This window comes from Salinicola sp. NYA28a (assembly GCF_976982775.1).
In genome coordinates, this window is record NZ_OZ334582.1 from 2,419,029 (window position 1) to 2,434,960 (window position 15,932).

The following is a 15,932-nucleotide window of genomic DNA, read 5'->3' on the forward strand; positions in this document are numbered from 1 at the left end:
TGTCGCCAGCCAAGCGACCTACGACTTTCGTCGACAGGGAGTTAGCCGGGTTTCAAATTATTGATCCGCGGTGGCCAGTTCCAGACCCTCGTGGGTGACTTCCGCTACCATGGCCAGCTCCGCCTGAGAGATCACGTAGGGCGGCATCCAGTAGATGACGTTGCCCAGCGGCCGCAGCATCACCCCGCGCGAGAGTGCGTGCCGGTAGACGCGCAGGCCGCGACGCTCGCGGAAGTCGTAAGGCGTCAGGCTGGCCTTGTCGGCGACCATCTCGATCGCGAGCACCATGCCGGTCTGGCGCACGTCACCGACCTGAGGGTGCTCTCGCAGCGGCTCGGCGAGGCGCCCCATCAGCGCCGCCTTGTCGCGATTGGCGGCGATCACGTCGTCCTGCTCGAAGATATCCAGCGTCGCCAGCGCGGCGGCGCAGGCCAGCGGGTTGCCGGTATAGCTGTGAGAGTGAAGGAACGCCTTGAGCGTCGGGTAGTCGTCGTAGAAGGCGGCGTAGACCTCGTCGGTGGTCATCACCACCGACAGCGGCAGGTAGCCGCCGGTGAGCGCCTTGGAGAGACACAGGAAGTCGGGGCGGACGCCGGCCTGCTCGCTGGCGAACAGGGTCCCGGTGCGGCCGAAGCCGACGGCGATCTCGTCGAAGATCAATTGGACGCCGTGACGGTCGCAGGCCTCGCGCAGCCAGGTCAGGTACTCCGGTGGGTACATGCGCATGCCGCCGGCGCACTGGATCAGCGGCTCGACGATGACCGCCGCCAGCTCGCGGGCGTGACGCGCCAGCGCCGCTTCCATCCGCGCGAAGGCGTCTCGCGCCTGGTCGACCCATTGGTCTCGCGGTAGGCCGAAGCCGTCCGGTGCCGGTACCTTGATCACGTCCAGCAGCAGCGAGCGGTAGGTGTCGGTGTAGAGCGCCACGTCTCCCACCGACAGCGCCCCCAGCGTCTCGCCGTGATAGCCGTTGGTGATGGTCAGAAAACGCCGCTTCTCCGGCCGCCCGACATTGCGCCAGTAGTGGTAGCTCATCTTGAGCGCGATCTCGACGGCGGAAGAGCCGTTGTCGGCGTAGAAGCAGTGGCCGAGACCGGCGGGCGCCAGTCGTCCGAGTCTTTCCGACAGCTCGATCACCGGCTGGTGGGTGAATCCCGACAGGATCACGTGCTCGAGTTCGTCGAGCTGCTGCTTGATGCGCGCGTTGATGCGCTCGTTGGCGTGCCCGAACACGTTGACCCACCAGGAACTGACGATATCGAGATAGCGCTGGCCTTCGAAATCCTCCAGCCACACGCCCTTGCCGCGGCGGATCGGTACGACGGGAAGCGTTTCGTGGTCCTTCATCTGGGTACACGGGTGCCACAGGCTGGCCAGGTCACGCTGCATCCATTGACTATTGCGGGTCATTCGACGGGTTCCCTTGGAGGGTGTTTACAACGGCTTTTGCAAAGGCCTTTACAACGGCTTTTGGCGTTTACAAAAGAGGATCGATATCCAGAAAGTCCGCCACGCGTTCGGCGGATGGCGACGGCAGCCAGGGCACGACGCCGAGACATGGAACGCCGCCCTGCTCGCCCAGCCATCCGGCAAGGGCATCCAGGTTCTGCCGGCAACGTGGCAGATCGGGGTCGATGCCGTTGGCGACCCACCCCGCCACCGTCAGGCCGTCGCCACGAATCGCCTCCAGCGTCAGCCGGGCATGATTGATGGCGCCGAGCTGCACGCCGACCACCAGTACCACGGGCAGGGCGAGCGCGATCGCGAGGTCCGACAGCGACTCCCGCTCGTTGATCGGCACGCGCCAGCCGCCGGCCCCCTCGATCAGAGTGAGATCGGCATTCCGCGCCAGCAGGCTCCGCATGGGGCGCTCGAGTGATGCCAACGTCAGCGGGAGGCCCGCTTCGCCAGCGGCGATGTGCGGGGCGATGGCCGGCTCGAAGGCGAACGGGTTGATCGCATCGTAGGGCAGCGCCGGGTGGCACTGGGCCTGAATGGCCAGCGCATCGGCGTTGCGCAACTCGAGCGGCGTTCGCTCGCAGCCGGAGGCCACCGGCTTGCCGCCCGCCACGGTCAGTCCGCGGCGCCTGGCCGCGAGCAGCAGCCCTGCGGTAATCACGGTCTTGCCGGCATCGGTGTCGGTGCCGGTCACGAAGCAGGCCGTCATCTCTCCTCCCTCTCACTACGCTGCAGCAATACCGTGGCGACGCGATAGCGGGTCGGAATGCCCTCGGCTTCCCGCCAGGTTTCCAGCCTCCGGCCCAGCTCGACGATCCGGCGTCGCCCCGCCAGCCCGCCATGTCCGGCAGCCGGGTCGGTCAGCGTGCTGGCGCCGATCCGCTTCAACGCCCGCAGCGCGTCGATCGGCGTGGCGTGATGTATCTTGCGCGTCGTCAGATCCAGCTCGTGCAACTGCCAGCCAGGTGCCTCGAGGATCTTCGCCAGGCGCGCTTCGGGCAGGAAGGCATTACCGTGGGGCTTGCCATCGAGGCGCTGTCCCGCCGCACGCAGCTCCGCCAGCGTTCCCTCGCACAGCGTGGTGAAGGCGAGCCAGCCGCCGGGGCGCAGCACGCGGCCGGCCTCGGCCAGGAATGCTTCCAGCGACTCGCACCACTGCACCGCCAGACTGGAAACCAGTAGGTCGGCGCTGTCGGTGGTCAACGGCAGCCGCTCCGCGCTGCCGACGAGCCACTGGATTGGCTGCGCGGCGTGGCGACGGCGCGCTGCCTGCAACATGCCGGGCGCGATATCCAGCCCGATCGCGAGCCCGGTGTGACGTCCGGCCAGGCGGGAGATCAGATACCCCGTACCGCAACCGATATCGACGACGGTCCGCAAGCGCCCGAGCGCCGGCAGCCGCGCCAGCAGATGGTCGGCCACCTCGCGCTGCAACTCGGCGCCGTCATCGTAGGCGTGCGCGGCACGGGAAAAGCCGTCGGCGATCCTTCGCAGCCGGCACCGGGACGCCGGTGTCTCCCCGACCACGCCGGCTGGCTCGGCGTGCCGTTCGACGCGATCCAGGCCGTTCATGGCGTCGCCTCTTGTCGCGAGTCATCGGACGAAAGCAGGAAGTCCGCCATGAGCGCGGCGGTCCGTTCGGCCTGTTCCAGCGGGAAGGCGTGGCCGGCATTCGCGATCGAGGCCGTACGCCCGCCCTCGGGCAGCCGTTCGGCGATGGCCTGGCATGCCGCCGCCGGCACCAGGGCATCGTTGTCGCCGAAGAGATGCAGCTGCGGGATCTTCAGCGTACCCGGCACGTCGCGCAGATCCAGCGCGGATAACACTTCCAGCCCGGCCAGGGCGTGATCCAGCGGCGTCGACGCCAGCGCCGCCACCAGATCGCGCCCCAGCCGGCGAGTATCCTGGCCGCCCTGCGCGCTCAACTGCGCGAATCGACGAAGCGTGCGCGTGGGGGAAGCCTGCAGCCCGCGCTGGAAGTCCTTCAGGGCTGCCCCGCTCAGCGCCGTCGGCCAGCCCGGACGGGCAACGAAACTGGCGTTGGCCCCCAGCGTGATCAACCCTCGTGCGCGACGCCCGCGCCATTGCGCCAGCGACGTGGCGAGCATGCCGCCGAGTGACCAGCCGGCCAGCCAGGCATCCTGGGGCAGTTCATGATCGAGCGCCGTGACCCAGCTTTCGGGGCGGTGCGAGGTCAATTCGGGATAGGTCACGCACACGACCTGGTAACGCGATGGCAGCCGTCGGCGCAAGGCTCGGGCCAAAGGCGCCAGCGGTGCGGGACCGAGCGCCCATCCCGGCAGTAACAGCAGTGTCTGCTCGTTCATGTCGATGCCTCTCTGGTCGACGTTCCCCCCGCCAATGTTTCCCTTGCCGACCACAGCCGACGGGCGGCATCGAACAGGACGCCGATCAACCGGTCGACCTCTTCGAGCGTATGGGCCGCCGAGAGCGTGAAGCGCAGTCGCGATGTGCCGGCCGGTACGGTGGGCGGGCGGATGGCGCTGCACCAGATGCCGGCGCGCTCGAGTGCCGCCGCCAGGGCGAGCGCCGCGGCTTCGTTGCCGCCCTGCCCGCCGCTGCCCGGCACGCTCCAGCTCGGCCCGACGATCAGTGGCTGAATGGGCGTGGTGGAAGGCGCCAGATGCAGATCCAGATCGGCGAGGCCGGCCGCCTCGTGACGGAAGCGCTCGATCAACGTGGAAAGATGGGCCCGCCGCTCCGGCTCGTCGCGGACGATATCCAGACTGGTCAGCGTGGCCCACGCCAGCGCCGGGGAGAGACTGGTGGTGTAGATGTAGGGGCGGGCGAACTGGATCAGCGCCTCGATCAAGGTCTCGCTGCCGGCGACGAACGCGCCCTGGGTGCCGAGCGCCTTGCCCAGCGTGCCGACGCTGGCGGCAATCCTGCCCGGCTCGAGACCCTGCGCCTGCCAGGTGCCGCCGCCATCCTTGCCCAGCACGCCGAGGCCGTGGGCATCGTCGACCATCAACCAGGCGTGGTGACGTTCGCACCGTGCCGCCAAGGCGGGCAGATCGGCGACATCGCCATCCATGCTGAAGACGCCATCGGTAACGACCAGAGTTCGCCGCGCAGTGGCGAGGGAAGACAGCCGCTCGCCGCAGTCGGCGGCATCCCGATGGGCGAATCGCACCAGGCTGGCGCCGGCCAGCCGGGTCGCATCCAGCAGCGAGGCGTGATTGAGCCGGTCGTGGAGTGCCACATCGCCCCGCCCGAGCAGCGTCGAGATGATGCCGAGGTTGGCCTGGTAGCCGCTGGAGAACAGCAGCGCCCGAGGCTGCCCTGTCAGCGCGGCCAGTCGCGCTTCGAGAATTTCGTGGGCCTCGCTGTGGCCGCAGACCAGGTGCGATGCCCCGCCGCCGGTGCCGAAACGCCGGGCGCCTTCGGCCAAGGCCTCCGCCAGCCGGGGATCGCCGGCCAGCCCCAGATAGTCGTTGCTGCAGAACGTCAGGTAGCGCTGTCCTTGGCGCAGGAAGTGCGGCCCCTTCCCGGCCGTCGTGCTTCTGCGGCGATAACGCTGGAGCGCATGCTGACGCGCCAGGCGCGCCGCCAGCACGCGCTCCAGCGAATCGTCCCGTGCATCGCCCGGCTCAACGTACTGTGACGCTGCCGTCATACGCGGACCCGGGCCGTGGACGAGGCGGTAGCATCCGTGACCATCGCATCCAGCCGAGCCCTTGTCATGCGCTCCTGAATGGCCGCTTCGTGGGCGGCGTCATCGACGTCTTCGCGCTGCTCGGGGTGCAGGCCGAGGCGCTCGAAAAGCCGTTGATCACGGGTCGCCTGGGGGTTCTGCGCGGTCAGCAGGCGCTCGCCGTAGAAGATCGAGTTGGCCCCGGCGAAGAATGCCAGCGCCTGGGTTTCGTCGCTCATCAGCTCGCGCCCGGCGGCCAGACGCACGTGGGAGCGCGGCATGAGGATGCGTGCGACGGCAATGGTGCGGATGAACTCGATGGGGTCGAGATCCTCGACATGCTCGAGCGGCGTGCCCTGGATCCGGATCAGCATGTTGATCGGCACGCTCTCGGGGTGTTCAGGCAGGTTGGCCAGTTGCTGCAGCAGCCCCGCCCGGTCGTTGACGCTCTCGCCCATGCCGAGGATGCCGCCACTGCAGATCTTCATGCCGGACTGACGGACGTGGTCCAGGGTCTCCAGACGATCGGCGTAGGTGCGGGTGGTGATGATCTTGCCGTAGTACTCCGGCGAGGTATCCAGGTTGTGGTTGTAGTAATCGAGCCCGGCTTCCTTCAGCTGCTCGGCCTGCTCCCGGTTCAGCATACCCAGCGTCATGCAGGTTTCGAGCCCCATCGCCCGCACGCCGCGCACCATTTCCAGCACCAGCGGCATGTCTTTCGCGCTCGGGTGCTTCCACGCCGCGCCCATGCAGAAACGGCTGGCGCCCACCGCCCTGGCCTTGCGCGCCTCTTCCAGCACGGCTTCGAGCTGCAACAGCTTCTCGCGCTCCAACCCGGTGTTGTAGTGGCCGGATTGCGGACAGTACTTGCAGTCTTCCGGGCAGGCGCCGGTCTTGATCGAGAGCAGCGTGGAGATCTGTACCGCGTTGGGATCGAAATGCTGGCGATGCACGCCTTGCGCCTGGAACAGCAGATCGTTGAACGGGCGTTCCAGCAGCGCCTGGATCTCTTCGCGCTGCCAGTCATGACGCAGGGAGACATTCCCGGTTCGAGAGGAGGTCATTGTCATGCCAGTGGTCAACCTTTTCTATTAATAAAGTTGACTGAATGGTGCCACGACAACCTGTTAACTTCAAACAATCAGAAATGTTAACTAAAGCCGCCATGCCGATGACGACATGGCGGCGGGAACGTCTCAATCTTCCGGATTGCGAGACGGCGAATGTGTGAATGCCCTCCGCTAGGGAGCGGTAGTTCGAGCCGTGGGAGCGCTTCCGCCGTCTTTGCCGTCTTCGGCGCTGTCAGATGAAGGGGGTGAATCGGATGAAACAGATGAATCAAGCGGCGCCGTGTCATCCAGATCGAGGGATTGCCTGAAACCGTCATCGAACTGGCCGGGGTCGAGCCGCTGCGACCATCCGATGATCGGAATCATGTCGCCATCAGGCCCGCCACGCGTCGGTACGAGATACTCCCAGGCAATTTCCCCCTCGCGTGTCACTTCGACCAGGCGGCCGCCATCCGATTCGCTGATCAAGGTGTTGCCGTTGTCCAGCCGGTGCTGGTCGCCGCGGATCTCGCTCTCCAGCGGGTGCTCCGCGGTGCCGGCATATTGCCAGGTGATCTGCAGGGTACGCGGGTCGAATTCCAGAATCCGGGATTCGCCTTCCGGCGTGTGGTAATGGCCACGATTGTCGAACATCACGATATCGCCGTTGGGCAGCACGTCCGGATCGTGCTGCCGAATCCACGGCCCCCGCGTCGCCCAGGTGATCTTGCCCGAGCGCGGATCGAAGACCGCGATCGAGCTGGTCTCGCGGAAGGAGAGCAGCAGATCGCCTTCGTTACCGAACGGGAAGTTGCGGGCCTTGTCGGCCGTCAGGTAGTCCACGGCATTGGCGTGGATGGGGTCGTTGAGCATGATGCCCGGCACGTTGTCCAGCAGCTCGCTGAACGGCGAGTCATGCAGGGCCGGCAACAACCGGGTGCGCTGGAGCTCCTCGCCCTCCGGCGACAGCACCACCAGCGAATCCTCGAGCCGCGGCGGTTCGAGGTAGTCCAGCCCTTCGATCTCGTCGTCGAAGATGCCATGGATCAGCGCGTATATCTTGCCGTCCGGCGCGACGGCAAACTGATGGTGAGCGCGGCCGGCATAGCGCCAGATCACGTTGGAATCCTTGTCCAGCTTGACCAGACCATAACCGTAAGGCGTGTCGCCGTTGCCTTCGTAGAGCGCGATCAGGTCGCCGTTGGGCTGCACCTGGGCGTTGCGGAAGTGAATGAACTCGTCGGGACGCGGATTGGGCACGCCCTCTCCGTCCAGCCACGCCTCGCTGTATGGCTTGCGCCATTCGTGAACCACCTTGCCGTTCATGTCGACGAGATAGGCGGCCAGCTCGGTGCCGATGGTGTAGAGCGTCAGCCCGTTGCGGGCGAGCTGGGGGTCGTACTGGGTCACGCCCTTGGCTTCGGTACGCTGCGTGCGCCAGATATCGCCCTGGTAGACGTCACTGTAATCGGTGGCCTGATGGTAGAGCGCCTGCCCGGCCTGATAGGCATGCTGTATCTGCGGCCCGGGGAATATCTCGGTGACGACCGAAAAGGCGCCGATCACGAACACCAGCACCAGTGCGGCGAGTATCGACAGCGTCTTGAAGACCTTGTCGGTAACAGAATCGGCATCCTGCCGGTCAGGTCGTTGCCTGGGCGTCTTCGACGGCTCCATGTTTCCACCATTCCATGCGGCTTGCGAACAAGGGACGGCAACCCACCGCCTCGCGGCCGGGTCACGATGTCGGTTAGAGCGACATTCTGGAATGGGGGTTCAACAGAGTGTGTTGTCTTAATGTTGCCTATTGGCGCCGTTTGCGTAACACATCGGCATGGACACATCGTCGTGGTGACGGTATCAGCGAACAGCGAAATCGGAACCTGAGGGTTACGAAGACAGAACGAACAGGGAGAGATACGGGTTAGAGATCCAGCGGACTGGAAAAGCGAGAAGGGATGACAACAACATTGGCTCCCCGAACAGGACTCGAACCTGTGACCCAATGATTAACAGTCAGTTGCATGCTTCAATTTTGAGATTAGATCTTCGCGTTATTACGCGTAGTTGTTGTTAAAATATCCATCGGAGGCTCGTAACCTAACGTTCCGGCAATAGACCAAGTGTTATTTAACTTCTGTCCCAAGCCGATTTCATAAGCGACAGTGTCTTCACTGTAACTAAGCAGGTCTCCACCAGTTGCATGCATATAGCCCGGCGGTGCAACCTGAAACTCAGACCAATCCACCCACCGAATGGAGCCAAACACTAGCGTGCTCTTCGAAATGGCAGACTGCACGCTAAGTGTCATTGCATCCGGTGTGGAAAAGGAAGTTGTTCGGGTAATGTCATACGCTCCACTTTCTGATGTCGACCATTCATGATTGATCTCAGAGTGATATGTTAGAGCGACCCGTCCCGCAATCTTTGGTATTTCATATGCAACACCAGCCAGCCAGCCAGCCAAATCCGGTATCGGAATTCGTATCAATAGTATAATCGGCAACAAACGGAATCCGTGCCGATGCTTCAATTGTCTGAGCTCTAAGGCCACCATAGATGCTAAAATTTTCATTGAATTTATATCTTGCTATACCGGTTAAGGCATAAGAGTCAATGTCAGCCGATGATCCTGACGCGAAATAGGCTTTTCCATCTGGATAAGTCGTATCCGCGCCATAGGGCTGGTCAAGGATGAGCGCATAAGACCATTTATCATTAACATCATCTTTATAAGCGACCCCAAACTGGAAATAATTGTCGATAATATTTCCAGAAGACGCGCCTGGTTGCGCTACACCACTATCAACACCAGAGACATTCGGCGAAACTGCCACTACTGAAAATTCCAGATAGCGCCCTGACTCAAATAATGGTTGAATTGGCTGCTTGGATCGCTCAATTGCACCTGCAAAGACTTCTCCTGCTGTATGAGTAAGCACAAGACCAGCCACCAGCCCTAGTTTATACATTGTTTTCTCCAGAGAATATTAAGTCCTCATGCACTGTGCATCTCAAGTGGACTCTCGTCTCTCGTGACATACATGCAGCAATCCCATAAACCAGCCCTTCCTTAAGAAAAACTGGTGCACAAAGCTACGATTACATACGCTCGAACAGTGCTGCTATACCCTGACCACCGCCAATGCACAGGCTTACCATCGCGTAACGACCACCAATGCGCCTAAGCTCGTACAGCGCCTTCACAGTGACCACTGCTCCTGTTGCGCCAATCGGATGACCGAGACCGATACCACTACCGTTCGGGTTCAGCCGCTCGCTAGGCAGCTCAAGCTCTCGGGCCACCGCCAACGCCTGCGCGGCAAAGGCTTCATTGACTTCGTAGAGGTCGATATCGCTGACGGACAGGTTGCTTCGCGCCAGGATCTCGCGGATCGCCGGTACCGGGCCGATGCCCATGTATTTCGGCTCCACGCCAACCACTGAGTAGTCCACCAGGCGACCCAGCACCTCGCGCCCTTCGGCCACCGCCTTTGCACGCTCCATCAGCAGCACGGCGGCCGCGGCATCGTTCAGGCCGGAGGCATTACCGGCAGTGACGGTGCCTTCGCGTTTGAACACCGGCTTCAGCTTGGCCATATCCGCCACGCCGCAATCAAAGCGCACATGTTCATCTTGGTCGAACACAATCGGCCCTTTGCGGCCTTGCAGCTCGATCGGCAGGATCTGCTCCTGGAAGCGGCCCTCTTCGATGGCACGTTGGGCTCGGCGGTGGCTTTCGACCGCCAGTGCATCCTGATCCTCGCGGCTGATGCCGTACTTCTCCGCCAGGTTCTCCGCGGTCCCCCCCATGTGGATCTTTTCCATCGGGCAGTGCAACGCCGCGGTCATGGCGTCGATCATCTCGCCATTGCCCATGCGCTGTCCGAAACGCGCCGTCTGCAGCCAGTATGGAGCGCGACTCATCGACTCGGCACCACCAGCCACGGCAGTATCACAGACACCCAGCTCGATCTGCTGCGCCGCGCTTAGGATTGCCTGCAGGCCGCTACCGCACAATCGGTTGACGGTCAGGGACGCAGTTTGCTCGGCCAGCCCGCCTTTCAATGCCGCGACACGGCCCATATACATGTCGGCTGGTTCGGAATGGATCACGTTGCCGAACACAGAGTGTGCGACCAAGCCAGGCTCGACAGCCGCACGGCGTACTACTTCGGCTACCAATTTTCCGGCCAGCTCGCTCGGTGCCTGGTCCTTCAAGCTGCCACCGAAATCACCGATGGCGGTACGCGCTCCGCTGACCACTACCACTTCACGTTTCTGCATCCCCGTCTCCTCAGTTCTGATCCGCCAGTTGGGCGCGGATACGCTTCTTGTCGAGCTTACCGACGCTTGTTACCGGGATCTCTTCGACAATCTGGATTTGCTCCGGAATCGCCCATTTGTTGATCTGCCCACTTTCCACGAACTGCATCAGGTGCGCTTTGATCTGATCGACATCGATCTCGCCCCCCGCGGTCGGCACGATCATTGCCAGTGGGCGTTCATCCCAACGCGGATCGGGAACCCCAACCACTGCCACACTGGCCACTGCCGGATGCTTGCTAATCAAGCTCTCGAGCAACAGCGACGAGATCCACTCGCCACCGGTCTTGATGACGTCTTTCATGCGGTCTCGGATCTGAATCACCCCCTCATTGTTGACCGAGGCGACATCACCAGTGTGTAGCCAGCCTCCCTGCCAGAGCTCAGCGCCTTTTCCCGGTTCACGGAAATAGCCCTGGGTCAGCCAGGGAGCACGTACCTGTACCTCGCCGACGCAGACATCGTCCATAGCCACATCGTTGCCTGCTTCGTCAACCAGGCGCAGCTGCACCAGCGGCAGCGGCATACCAGTGCGCATGCGCAGAGTAACCTGCTCATCCATCGGCAACTGCGCTTGCTCGGGGCTCAGGTGGGTAATGGTCAATATCGGACAGGTTTCGGACATGCCATAGCCGGTATAGAAGCGGATACCGCGCTCGGCCGTCTGCCGCACCAGAGCCTCGGTCGGCGCAGCGCCGCCGGTCATCATCTTCCAGCCGCTCAGGTCTGTGGTCTCGGCTTCATCGCTGTTCAGAATCATCTGCAATACCGTCGGTACACCATGGGAGAAGGTGACCCCCTCTTCCCGGTACAGGCGCACTAAGAGGTTCGGTTCGTATCGACCTGGGTACACCTGCTTGACACCGAGCAGTGTTGCGACGTAGGGCACGCCCCAAGCATGGACATGAAACATCGGTGTCATCGGCATGTAGACGTCTTCCGAGCGCAGCAGCGGCACGCCCTCGTAGGCCGACAACGCGGTTGCTGTGTTGAGGGTGTGCAGCACCAACTGACGGTGACTGAAATAGACCCCCTTGGGATTGCCAGTGGTACCGGTGGTGTAGAAAGTAGTGGCGACGGAGTTTTCGTCGAAATCTGGGAAGTCGTAGCGGGTGTCTGCGGCGGCTAATAACGTTTCATACTCGCCAAACGTAGCAACGCTGGTGTGCCCCGGGACGTCAGCATCACTGAGCTGGATATAACCCTGCACGCTTGGTAGTTGATCCTCCAACATCTCGATGATGGGCAGGAAGTCATCGTGGACCAGCACCAGTTTATCTTCTGCATGCTGCATGGTGTAGCCGATCTGATCGACACTCATACGCACGTTGATATGGTGCAGTACCGCGCCGATCATTGGCACGGCGAAATAGGCCTCCAGGTAGCGGTGGCTATCCCAGTCCATTACCGCCACGGTATCGCCGGCACCAATCCCGGCGGCAGTCAGCACATTCGCCAGACGGGCGATACGTTCGTTCAACTGGCGGTAGTCATAGCGACGCGCTCCACTGACGATCTCGCGACCAGGTGCATAGCGCTGGCCAGATAGCAGCAACTGCTTGATCAACAGCGGGTATTGATAAGCGCCAGGAGCCGGCTCAATAATTTTTGTATTCATCGGTGTTACCTAACATCGTGGATGATTGGCAGAATCAGAGTTTTTGCGCCATCTCCGGCAGCACCTCAAACAAGTCGGCTACCAGGCCATAATCGGCCACCTGAAAGATCGGTGCTTCTTCGTCCTTGTTGATCGCTACAATCACCTTGGAGTCGGCCATCCCCGCCAGGTGCTGGATTGCCCCGGAGATCCCCACGGCGATATAGAGTTCCGGCGCCACGATCTTGCCTGTCTGGCCCACTTGCATGTCGTTGCTGACAAAGCCAGCATCCACTGCCGCGCGGGAGGCACCGATGGCGGCGCCGAGCTTGTCGGCCACTTTCTCCAGCAAGGCGAAATTCTCTCCATTGCCCATGCCACGGCCGCCGGAGACGATGGCGCGGGCGCTGGTTAGGTCCGGGCGCTCGGACGTCACCATCTCCTCGCTGACAAAATCCGAGGTACCGGAATCGCAGACCTGTGCCAGTACCTCGATGCTGGCACTACCCCCCGAGGCCTCGGCCTTGTCGAAAGCGGAAGTCCGCACGGTGATCACCTTGATCGCGTCAACGGAGCGCACCGTGGCTATAGCATTACCGGCATAGATCGGCCGCTTGAAGGTATCGGGAGACTCTACAGAGATAATCTCGGACAATTGCCCCACATCCAGCAGCGCTGCCATACGGGGCATGAAATCCTTGCTCGTGGTAGTTGCCGGGGCGATCACGTGGCTGTAATCGGAGGCCAGCTCGCGCACCAGCAGTGACAGGTTCTCGGCCAACCCCTTGGCGTAGGCCGGATTGTCGGCCAACAGCACGCGGCTGACCCCGGCGATCCCGGCCACGTCGTCGGCCACCGCCTGGCAACCGCTGCCGGCGATGAGCACGGTGAGATCACCGCCGATCTGCCGAGCAGCGGTGATAGCGCTCAGTGTGGCCGGGTTCAGGGACTGATTGTCGTGTTCTGAGATAAGTAGCGTTGCCATTCCAGCCCCCCTTAGATCACCTTGGCTTCGTTCTTCAGCTTGTCGATCAGCGCGTCTACACCGTACACCTTGATGCCGGCCTGGCGCGGCACAGGCGCCTCCACCTTGCACAACTCGATATGCGGCTTCAGCTCGACTCCCAACTCGGCTGGCATGATCACGTCCAGCGGCTTCTTCTTTGCCTTCATGATGTCGGGCAGCTTAGCGTAGCGCGGCTCGTTCAGGCGCAGATCGCTGGTGACGATAGCCGGTAGATCCAGTGCTACAGTGCGCAGACCGCCATCCACCTCTCGAGTGACGAGCGCCTTATCACCCTCCACCTTCAGGGCATAGGCGAAGGTACCCTGAGGGCGACCAGTGAGGGCAGCCAGCATCTGACCAGTTTGGTTGTTGTCAGCGTCAATCGACTGCTTGCCGAGGATGACGAGGCTTGGTTGCTCCCGCTCCACTACTTTGGCCAACAATTTCGCCACATTGAGCGGTTCCGGCATGTCATTGGTGTCAATCTGGATGCCACGGTCAGCGCCGAGCGCCATGGCGGTGCGTAGTTGCTCTTGTACCACTTTCGGGCCAACGGAGACCGCCACCACTTCGGAGGCAATACCGGCCTCCTTCAGTCGGACGGCTTCCTCGACAGCAATCTCGCAAAAGGGATTCAGGGCCATCTTGACATTGTCCAGGTCCACATCGGACTGATCGGCTTTGACGCGCACCTTGACGTTGTAGTCGATAGCGCGTTTGACGCTGACGAGTATTTTCATGGTTTTCTTATCCTGTGATTTGCATTGGCTGAATCAGCCTTAACTCACGCTCAAATCAAAACTGGGATTCAGGCAGGATCATGACGCTTTCGCTACCCGTCAAGATCGTCTCCAGCAGCCCCTGAGTACGCGGCAGCAGGTGCTCGCAGTAGAATCGGGCCGTGGTGACTTTCGCCTGCAGGAACGCCGTATCCCCTTCGCCTGCGGCAATCAGCGCCGTGGCGCGCTGCGCCATGCGGCAGCTCACCCAGGCGCCGCACAGGTAGCCCATCAGCATCATGAGCGGCACACTGACAGCGCTCGGGGCATGAGTCGAGCGTCCCCCCTCGTCAAGCAACCAGCCGACCGCCTGGCGTGCTTCATCCAGCGCTTTGGACAGACTGCGGGTCAAGCCGCTCAACTCGGGGGTCCCGGCCAGTTCACGACAACTTTCATCGATCTCATCCAGCAAGCCGTTGACGGTACTACCCTGATTGCGCAGGATCTTGCGTCCCACCAGATCCAGCGCCTGGATTCCGGTGGTGCCTTCATAGATGGTCAGGATGCGGGCATCACGATAGTGCTGTGCGGCGCCACTTTCTTCGATGAAACCCATGCCGCCATGTACCTGAACGCCGAGGTAGGTGATCTCCTGCGACATCTCGGTCAGCCAGCCCTTGACGATCGGTGTGAACAGCTCGACCCGCTCATGGTGCTGACGGGCTTGCACCGCATCACCCGCAGACTTCGCAAGATCAGCCTCAGCCGCCGCCAACAAGGCGAGACCCCGCATTGCTTCGATCGAGGCGCGCATCTGTATCAGCATGCGACGCACATCTGGGAATTCGATGATGGCGATCTTACTGCCATCCGCTCGGGTGCCCTGTATTCGCTCACGGGCATAGGCCACCGACTGCTGATAAGCACGTTCCGAAATTGCCAGGCCCTGGAGACCTACCGCTTGACGGGCATGGTTCATCATCGTGAACATGCAGGCCAGCCCCTGGTGCGGCTCACCGACTAGATAGCCCACGGCTCCGCCGTTATCACCAAAGCTCATGACACAAGTGGGACTGGCGTGAATACCCAGCTTGTGCTCGAGGGAGACACAGTGGGCGTCGTTACGCACACTTGGTTCGCCCTGCTCATCCAGCAGGAACTTGGGCACGACAAACAGGGAGATCCCCTTTACTCCTGCCGGCGCAGCTGGCAAACGCGCAAGCACCAGATGGACAATATTGTCTGTCATCTGGTGGTCACCCCAAGTGATGAAGATCTTCTGACCGGTAATCAGATAGTGGCTGCCCTCGGGGATCGCGCGGGTCTTGATGGCCGCCAGATCGGAGCCTGCGTCCGGTTCGGTCAGGTTCATGGTGCCGGTCCACTCGCCGGATACCATTTTCGGCAACCAGGTTTCCTGCAACCGTGCGCTACCATGATGCAAGACCGCTTCAGTTGCGCCTTGAGTCAGCAAGGGACAGAGGCTGAAAGCCAAGTTCGCAGATTGCCAGACTTCACTGACGGCAGTGCCCAGCACATTAGGCAATCCCTGGCCACCAAACGGCTCAGGGAAAGTCAGCGACGGCCAGCCGTTTTCGACAAAGGCCCGGTAGGCGCCGGAGAAGCCGGTGGTCTCTTGGACACCCTGCATCTCCAATGTCGCGCCTTCCCGGTCGCCAATGACATTCAGCGGTGCCAGAACCTCTCGTCCAAATTTTCCAGCTTCCTCAAGAATGACTTCCGCCAGCTCGCCATTGATGTCTTCCAGGCCGGCCTGTTCACACAGTTCGTCGAACCCTACCAGCTCTCGCAGTGCAAAGGTGGCGTCCTTGTAGGGGGGCTGATATTCAGACATCGTTGACTCCTGGACCCGGTTCCCACTCCGCCCATAATCGAGCGGAATGTTAAGCTTTGATTTAAAGAGGGATTCACCCGACGGAGTACACCGCCGGAAGTTTCCCGGCACTTGGTACAACGACAGAGACCGTTCAACGCCTCTATTCGAAAGGTGACAGACATAGCTCGATACCGCTGGATAGCAATATTTGGGCTTACATTGACTCCTTATTCTTGTAGTGACGAAGTTTCGCAACCGGCAACCCTTTAGCCAATTGCAAAGGTG

13 protein-coding genes and 1 tRNA gene are annotated in these 15,932 nt (G+C 61.8%); all 14 read right to left on the bottom strand.

Features of this window, described 5'->3' with window-relative positions:
* Window positions 1-57 precede the first annotated feature (57 nt).
* Entirely contained in the window at window positions 58-1,410 is a 1,353-nt protein-coding gene (locus ACWHY3_RS10900) for an adenosylmethionine--8-amino-7-oxononanoate transaminase (protein WP_448126541.1), read from the bottom strand.
* Between the two features lie 67 nt (window positions 1,411-1,477).
* On the bottom strand, window positions 1,478-2,167 hold the full coding sequence (gene bioD, locus ACWHY3_RS10905; protein WP_448126542.1) for a dethiobiotin synthase: 690 nt from the start codon (window positions 2,165-2,167) through the stop codon (window positions 1,478-1,480).
* Window positions 2,164-3,030, bottom strand: coding sequence for a malonyl-ACP O-methyltransferase BioC (gene bioC / locus ACWHY3_RS10910; RefSeq protein WP_448126543.1), 867 nt, complete (start codon window positions 3,028-3,030; stop codon window positions 2,164-2,166). Before bioC ends, bioD begins: the two co-directional genes overlap by 4 nt.
* Complete coding sequence (locus ACWHY3_RS10915) at window positions 3,027-3,785, bottom strand: alpha/beta fold hydrolase (protein WP_448126544.1); 759 nt, start codon at window positions 3,783-3,785, stop codon at window positions 3,027-3,029. The genes bioC and ACWHY3_RS10915 overlap by 4 nt, the downstream gene beginning before the upstream one ends.
* Entirely contained in the window at window positions 3,782-5,095 is a 1,314-nt protein-coding gene (gene bioF / locus ACWHY3_RS10920) for an 8-amino-7-oxononanoate synthase (RefSeq protein WP_448126545.1), read from the bottom strand. The genes ACWHY3_RS10915 and bioF overlap by 4 nt, the downstream gene beginning before the upstream one ends.
* Window positions 5,092-6,177 (bottom strand): biotin synthase BioB, encoded by a 1,086-nt coding sequence (bioB, locus tag ACWHY3_RS10925; protein ID WP_448128158.1) that lies wholly within the window; start codon window positions 6,175-6,177, stop codon window positions 5,092-5,094. The genes bioF and bioB overlap by 4 nt, the downstream gene beginning before the upstream one ends.
* A gap of 177 nt (window positions 6,178-6,354) precedes the next feature.
* Window positions 6,355-7,839 carry an arylsulfotransferase family protein gene (locus tag ACWHY3_RS10930; RefSeq protein ID WP_448126546.1) on the bottom strand — a complete coding sequence of 495 codons (1,485 nt, stop codon included), beginning with the start codon at window positions 7,837-7,839 and terminating at the stop codon, window positions 6,355-6,357.
* A 294-nt stretch (window positions 7,840-8,133) separates the two neighbouring features.
* Window positions 8,134-8,254, bottom strand: a tRNA-Asn gene (locus tag ACWHY3_RS10935).
* 343 nt (window positions 8,255-8,597) lie between these two features.
* Entirely contained in the window at window positions 8,598-9,134 is a 537-nt protein-coding gene (locus ACWHY3_RS10940; protein ID WP_303856719.1) for a hypothetical protein, read from the bottom strand.
* A 130-nt stretch (window positions 9,135-9,264) separates the two neighbouring features.
* Window positions 9,265-10,449, bottom strand: coding sequence for a beta-ketothiolase BktB (gene bktB, locus ACWHY3_RS10945; protein ID WP_448126547.1), 1,185 nt, complete (start codon window positions 10,447-10,449; stop codon window positions 9,265-9,267).
* 10 nt (window positions 10,450-10,459) lie between these two features.
* Window positions 10,460-12,106 carry a fatty acid--CoA ligase gene (locus ACWHY3_RS10950; protein WP_448126548.1) on the bottom strand — a complete coding sequence of 549 codons (1,647 nt, stop codon included), beginning with the start codon at window positions 12,104-12,106 and terminating at the stop codon, window positions 10,460-10,462.
* Between the two features lie 34 nt (window positions 12,107-12,140).
* Window positions 12,141-13,070 (bottom strand): electron transfer flavoprotein subunit alpha/FixB family protein, encoded by a 930-nt coding sequence (locus tag ACWHY3_RS10955; RefSeq protein ID WP_448126549.1) that lies wholly within the window; start codon window positions 13,068-13,070, stop codon window positions 12,141-12,143.
* Between the two features lie 11 nt (window positions 13,071-13,081).
* The gene (locus ACWHY3_RS10960; protein ID WP_448126550.1) at window positions 13,082-13,831 is read right to left on the bottom strand and encodes an electron transfer flavoprotein subunit beta/FixA family protein; all 750 of its coding nucleotides are present in this window, start codon (window positions 13,829-13,831) and stop codon (window positions 13,082-13,084) included.
* A gap of 55 nt (window positions 13,832-13,886) precedes the next feature.
* Window positions 13,887-15,665 (bottom strand): acyl-CoA dehydrogenase, encoded by a 1,779-nt coding sequence (locus ACWHY3_RS10965; protein ID WP_448126551.1) that lies wholly within the window; start codon window positions 15,663-15,665, stop codon window positions 13,887-13,889.
* Between the last annotated feature and the right edge of the window lie 267 nt (window positions 15,666-15,932).

What these genes read in the sequence shown, in the direction of transcription:
- ACWHY3_RS10900 (WP_448126541.1), bottom strand. Translation starts at nt 1,410, where the DNA reads ATGACCCGCAATAGTCAATGGATGCAGCGTGACCTGGCCAGCCTGTGG.
- bioD (WP_448126542.1), bottom strand. Translation starts at nt 2,167, where the DNA reads ATGACGGCCTGCTTCGTGACCGGCACCGACACCGATGCCGGCAAGACC.
- bioC (WP_448126543.1), bottom strand. Translation starts at nt 3,030, where the DNA reads ATGAACGGCCTGGATCGCGTCGAACGGCACGCCGAGCCAGCCGGCGTG.
- ACWHY3_RS10915 (WP_448126544.1), bottom strand. Translation starts at nt 3,785, where the DNA reads ATGAACGAGCAGACACTGCTGTTACTGCCGGGATGGGCGCTCGGTCCC.
- bioF (WP_448126545.1), bottom strand. Translation starts at nt 5,095, where the DNA reads ATGACGGCAGCGTCACAGTACGTTGAGCCGGGCGATGCACGGGACGAT.
- bioB (WP_448128158.1), bottom strand. Translation starts at nt 6,177, where the DNA reads ATGACCTCCTCTCGAACCGGGAATGTCTCCCTGCGTCATGACTGGCAG.
- ACWHY3_RS10930 (WP_448126546.1), bottom strand. Translation starts at nt 7,839, where the DNA reads ATGGAGCCGTCGAAGACGCCCAGGCAACGACCTGACCGGCAGGATGCC.
- ACWHY3_RS10940 (WP_303856719.1), bottom strand. Translation starts at nt 9,134, where the DNA reads ATGTATAAACTAGGGCTGGTGGCTGGTCTTGTGCTTACTCATACAGCA.
- bktB (WP_448126547.1), bottom strand. Translation starts at nt 10,449, where the DNA reads ATGCAGAAACGTGAAGTGGTAGTGGTCAGCGGAGCGCGTACCGCCATC.
- ACWHY3_RS10950 (WP_448126548.1), bottom strand. Translation starts at nt 12,106, where the DNA reads ATGAATACAAAAATTATTGAGCCGGCTCCTGGCGCTTATCAATACCCG.
- ACWHY3_RS10955 (WP_448126549.1), bottom strand. Translation starts at nt 13,070, where the DNA reads ATGGCAACGCTACTTATCTCAGAACACGACAATCAGTCCCTGAACCCG.
- ACWHY3_RS10960 (WP_448126550.1), bottom strand. Translation starts at nt 13,831, where the DNA reads ATGAAAATACTCGTCAGCGTCAAACGCGCTATCGACTACAACGTCAAG.
- ACWHY3_RS10965 (WP_448126551.1), bottom strand. Translation starts at nt 15,665, where the DNA reads ATGTCTGAATATCAGCCCCCCTACAAGGACGCCACCTTTGCACTGCGA.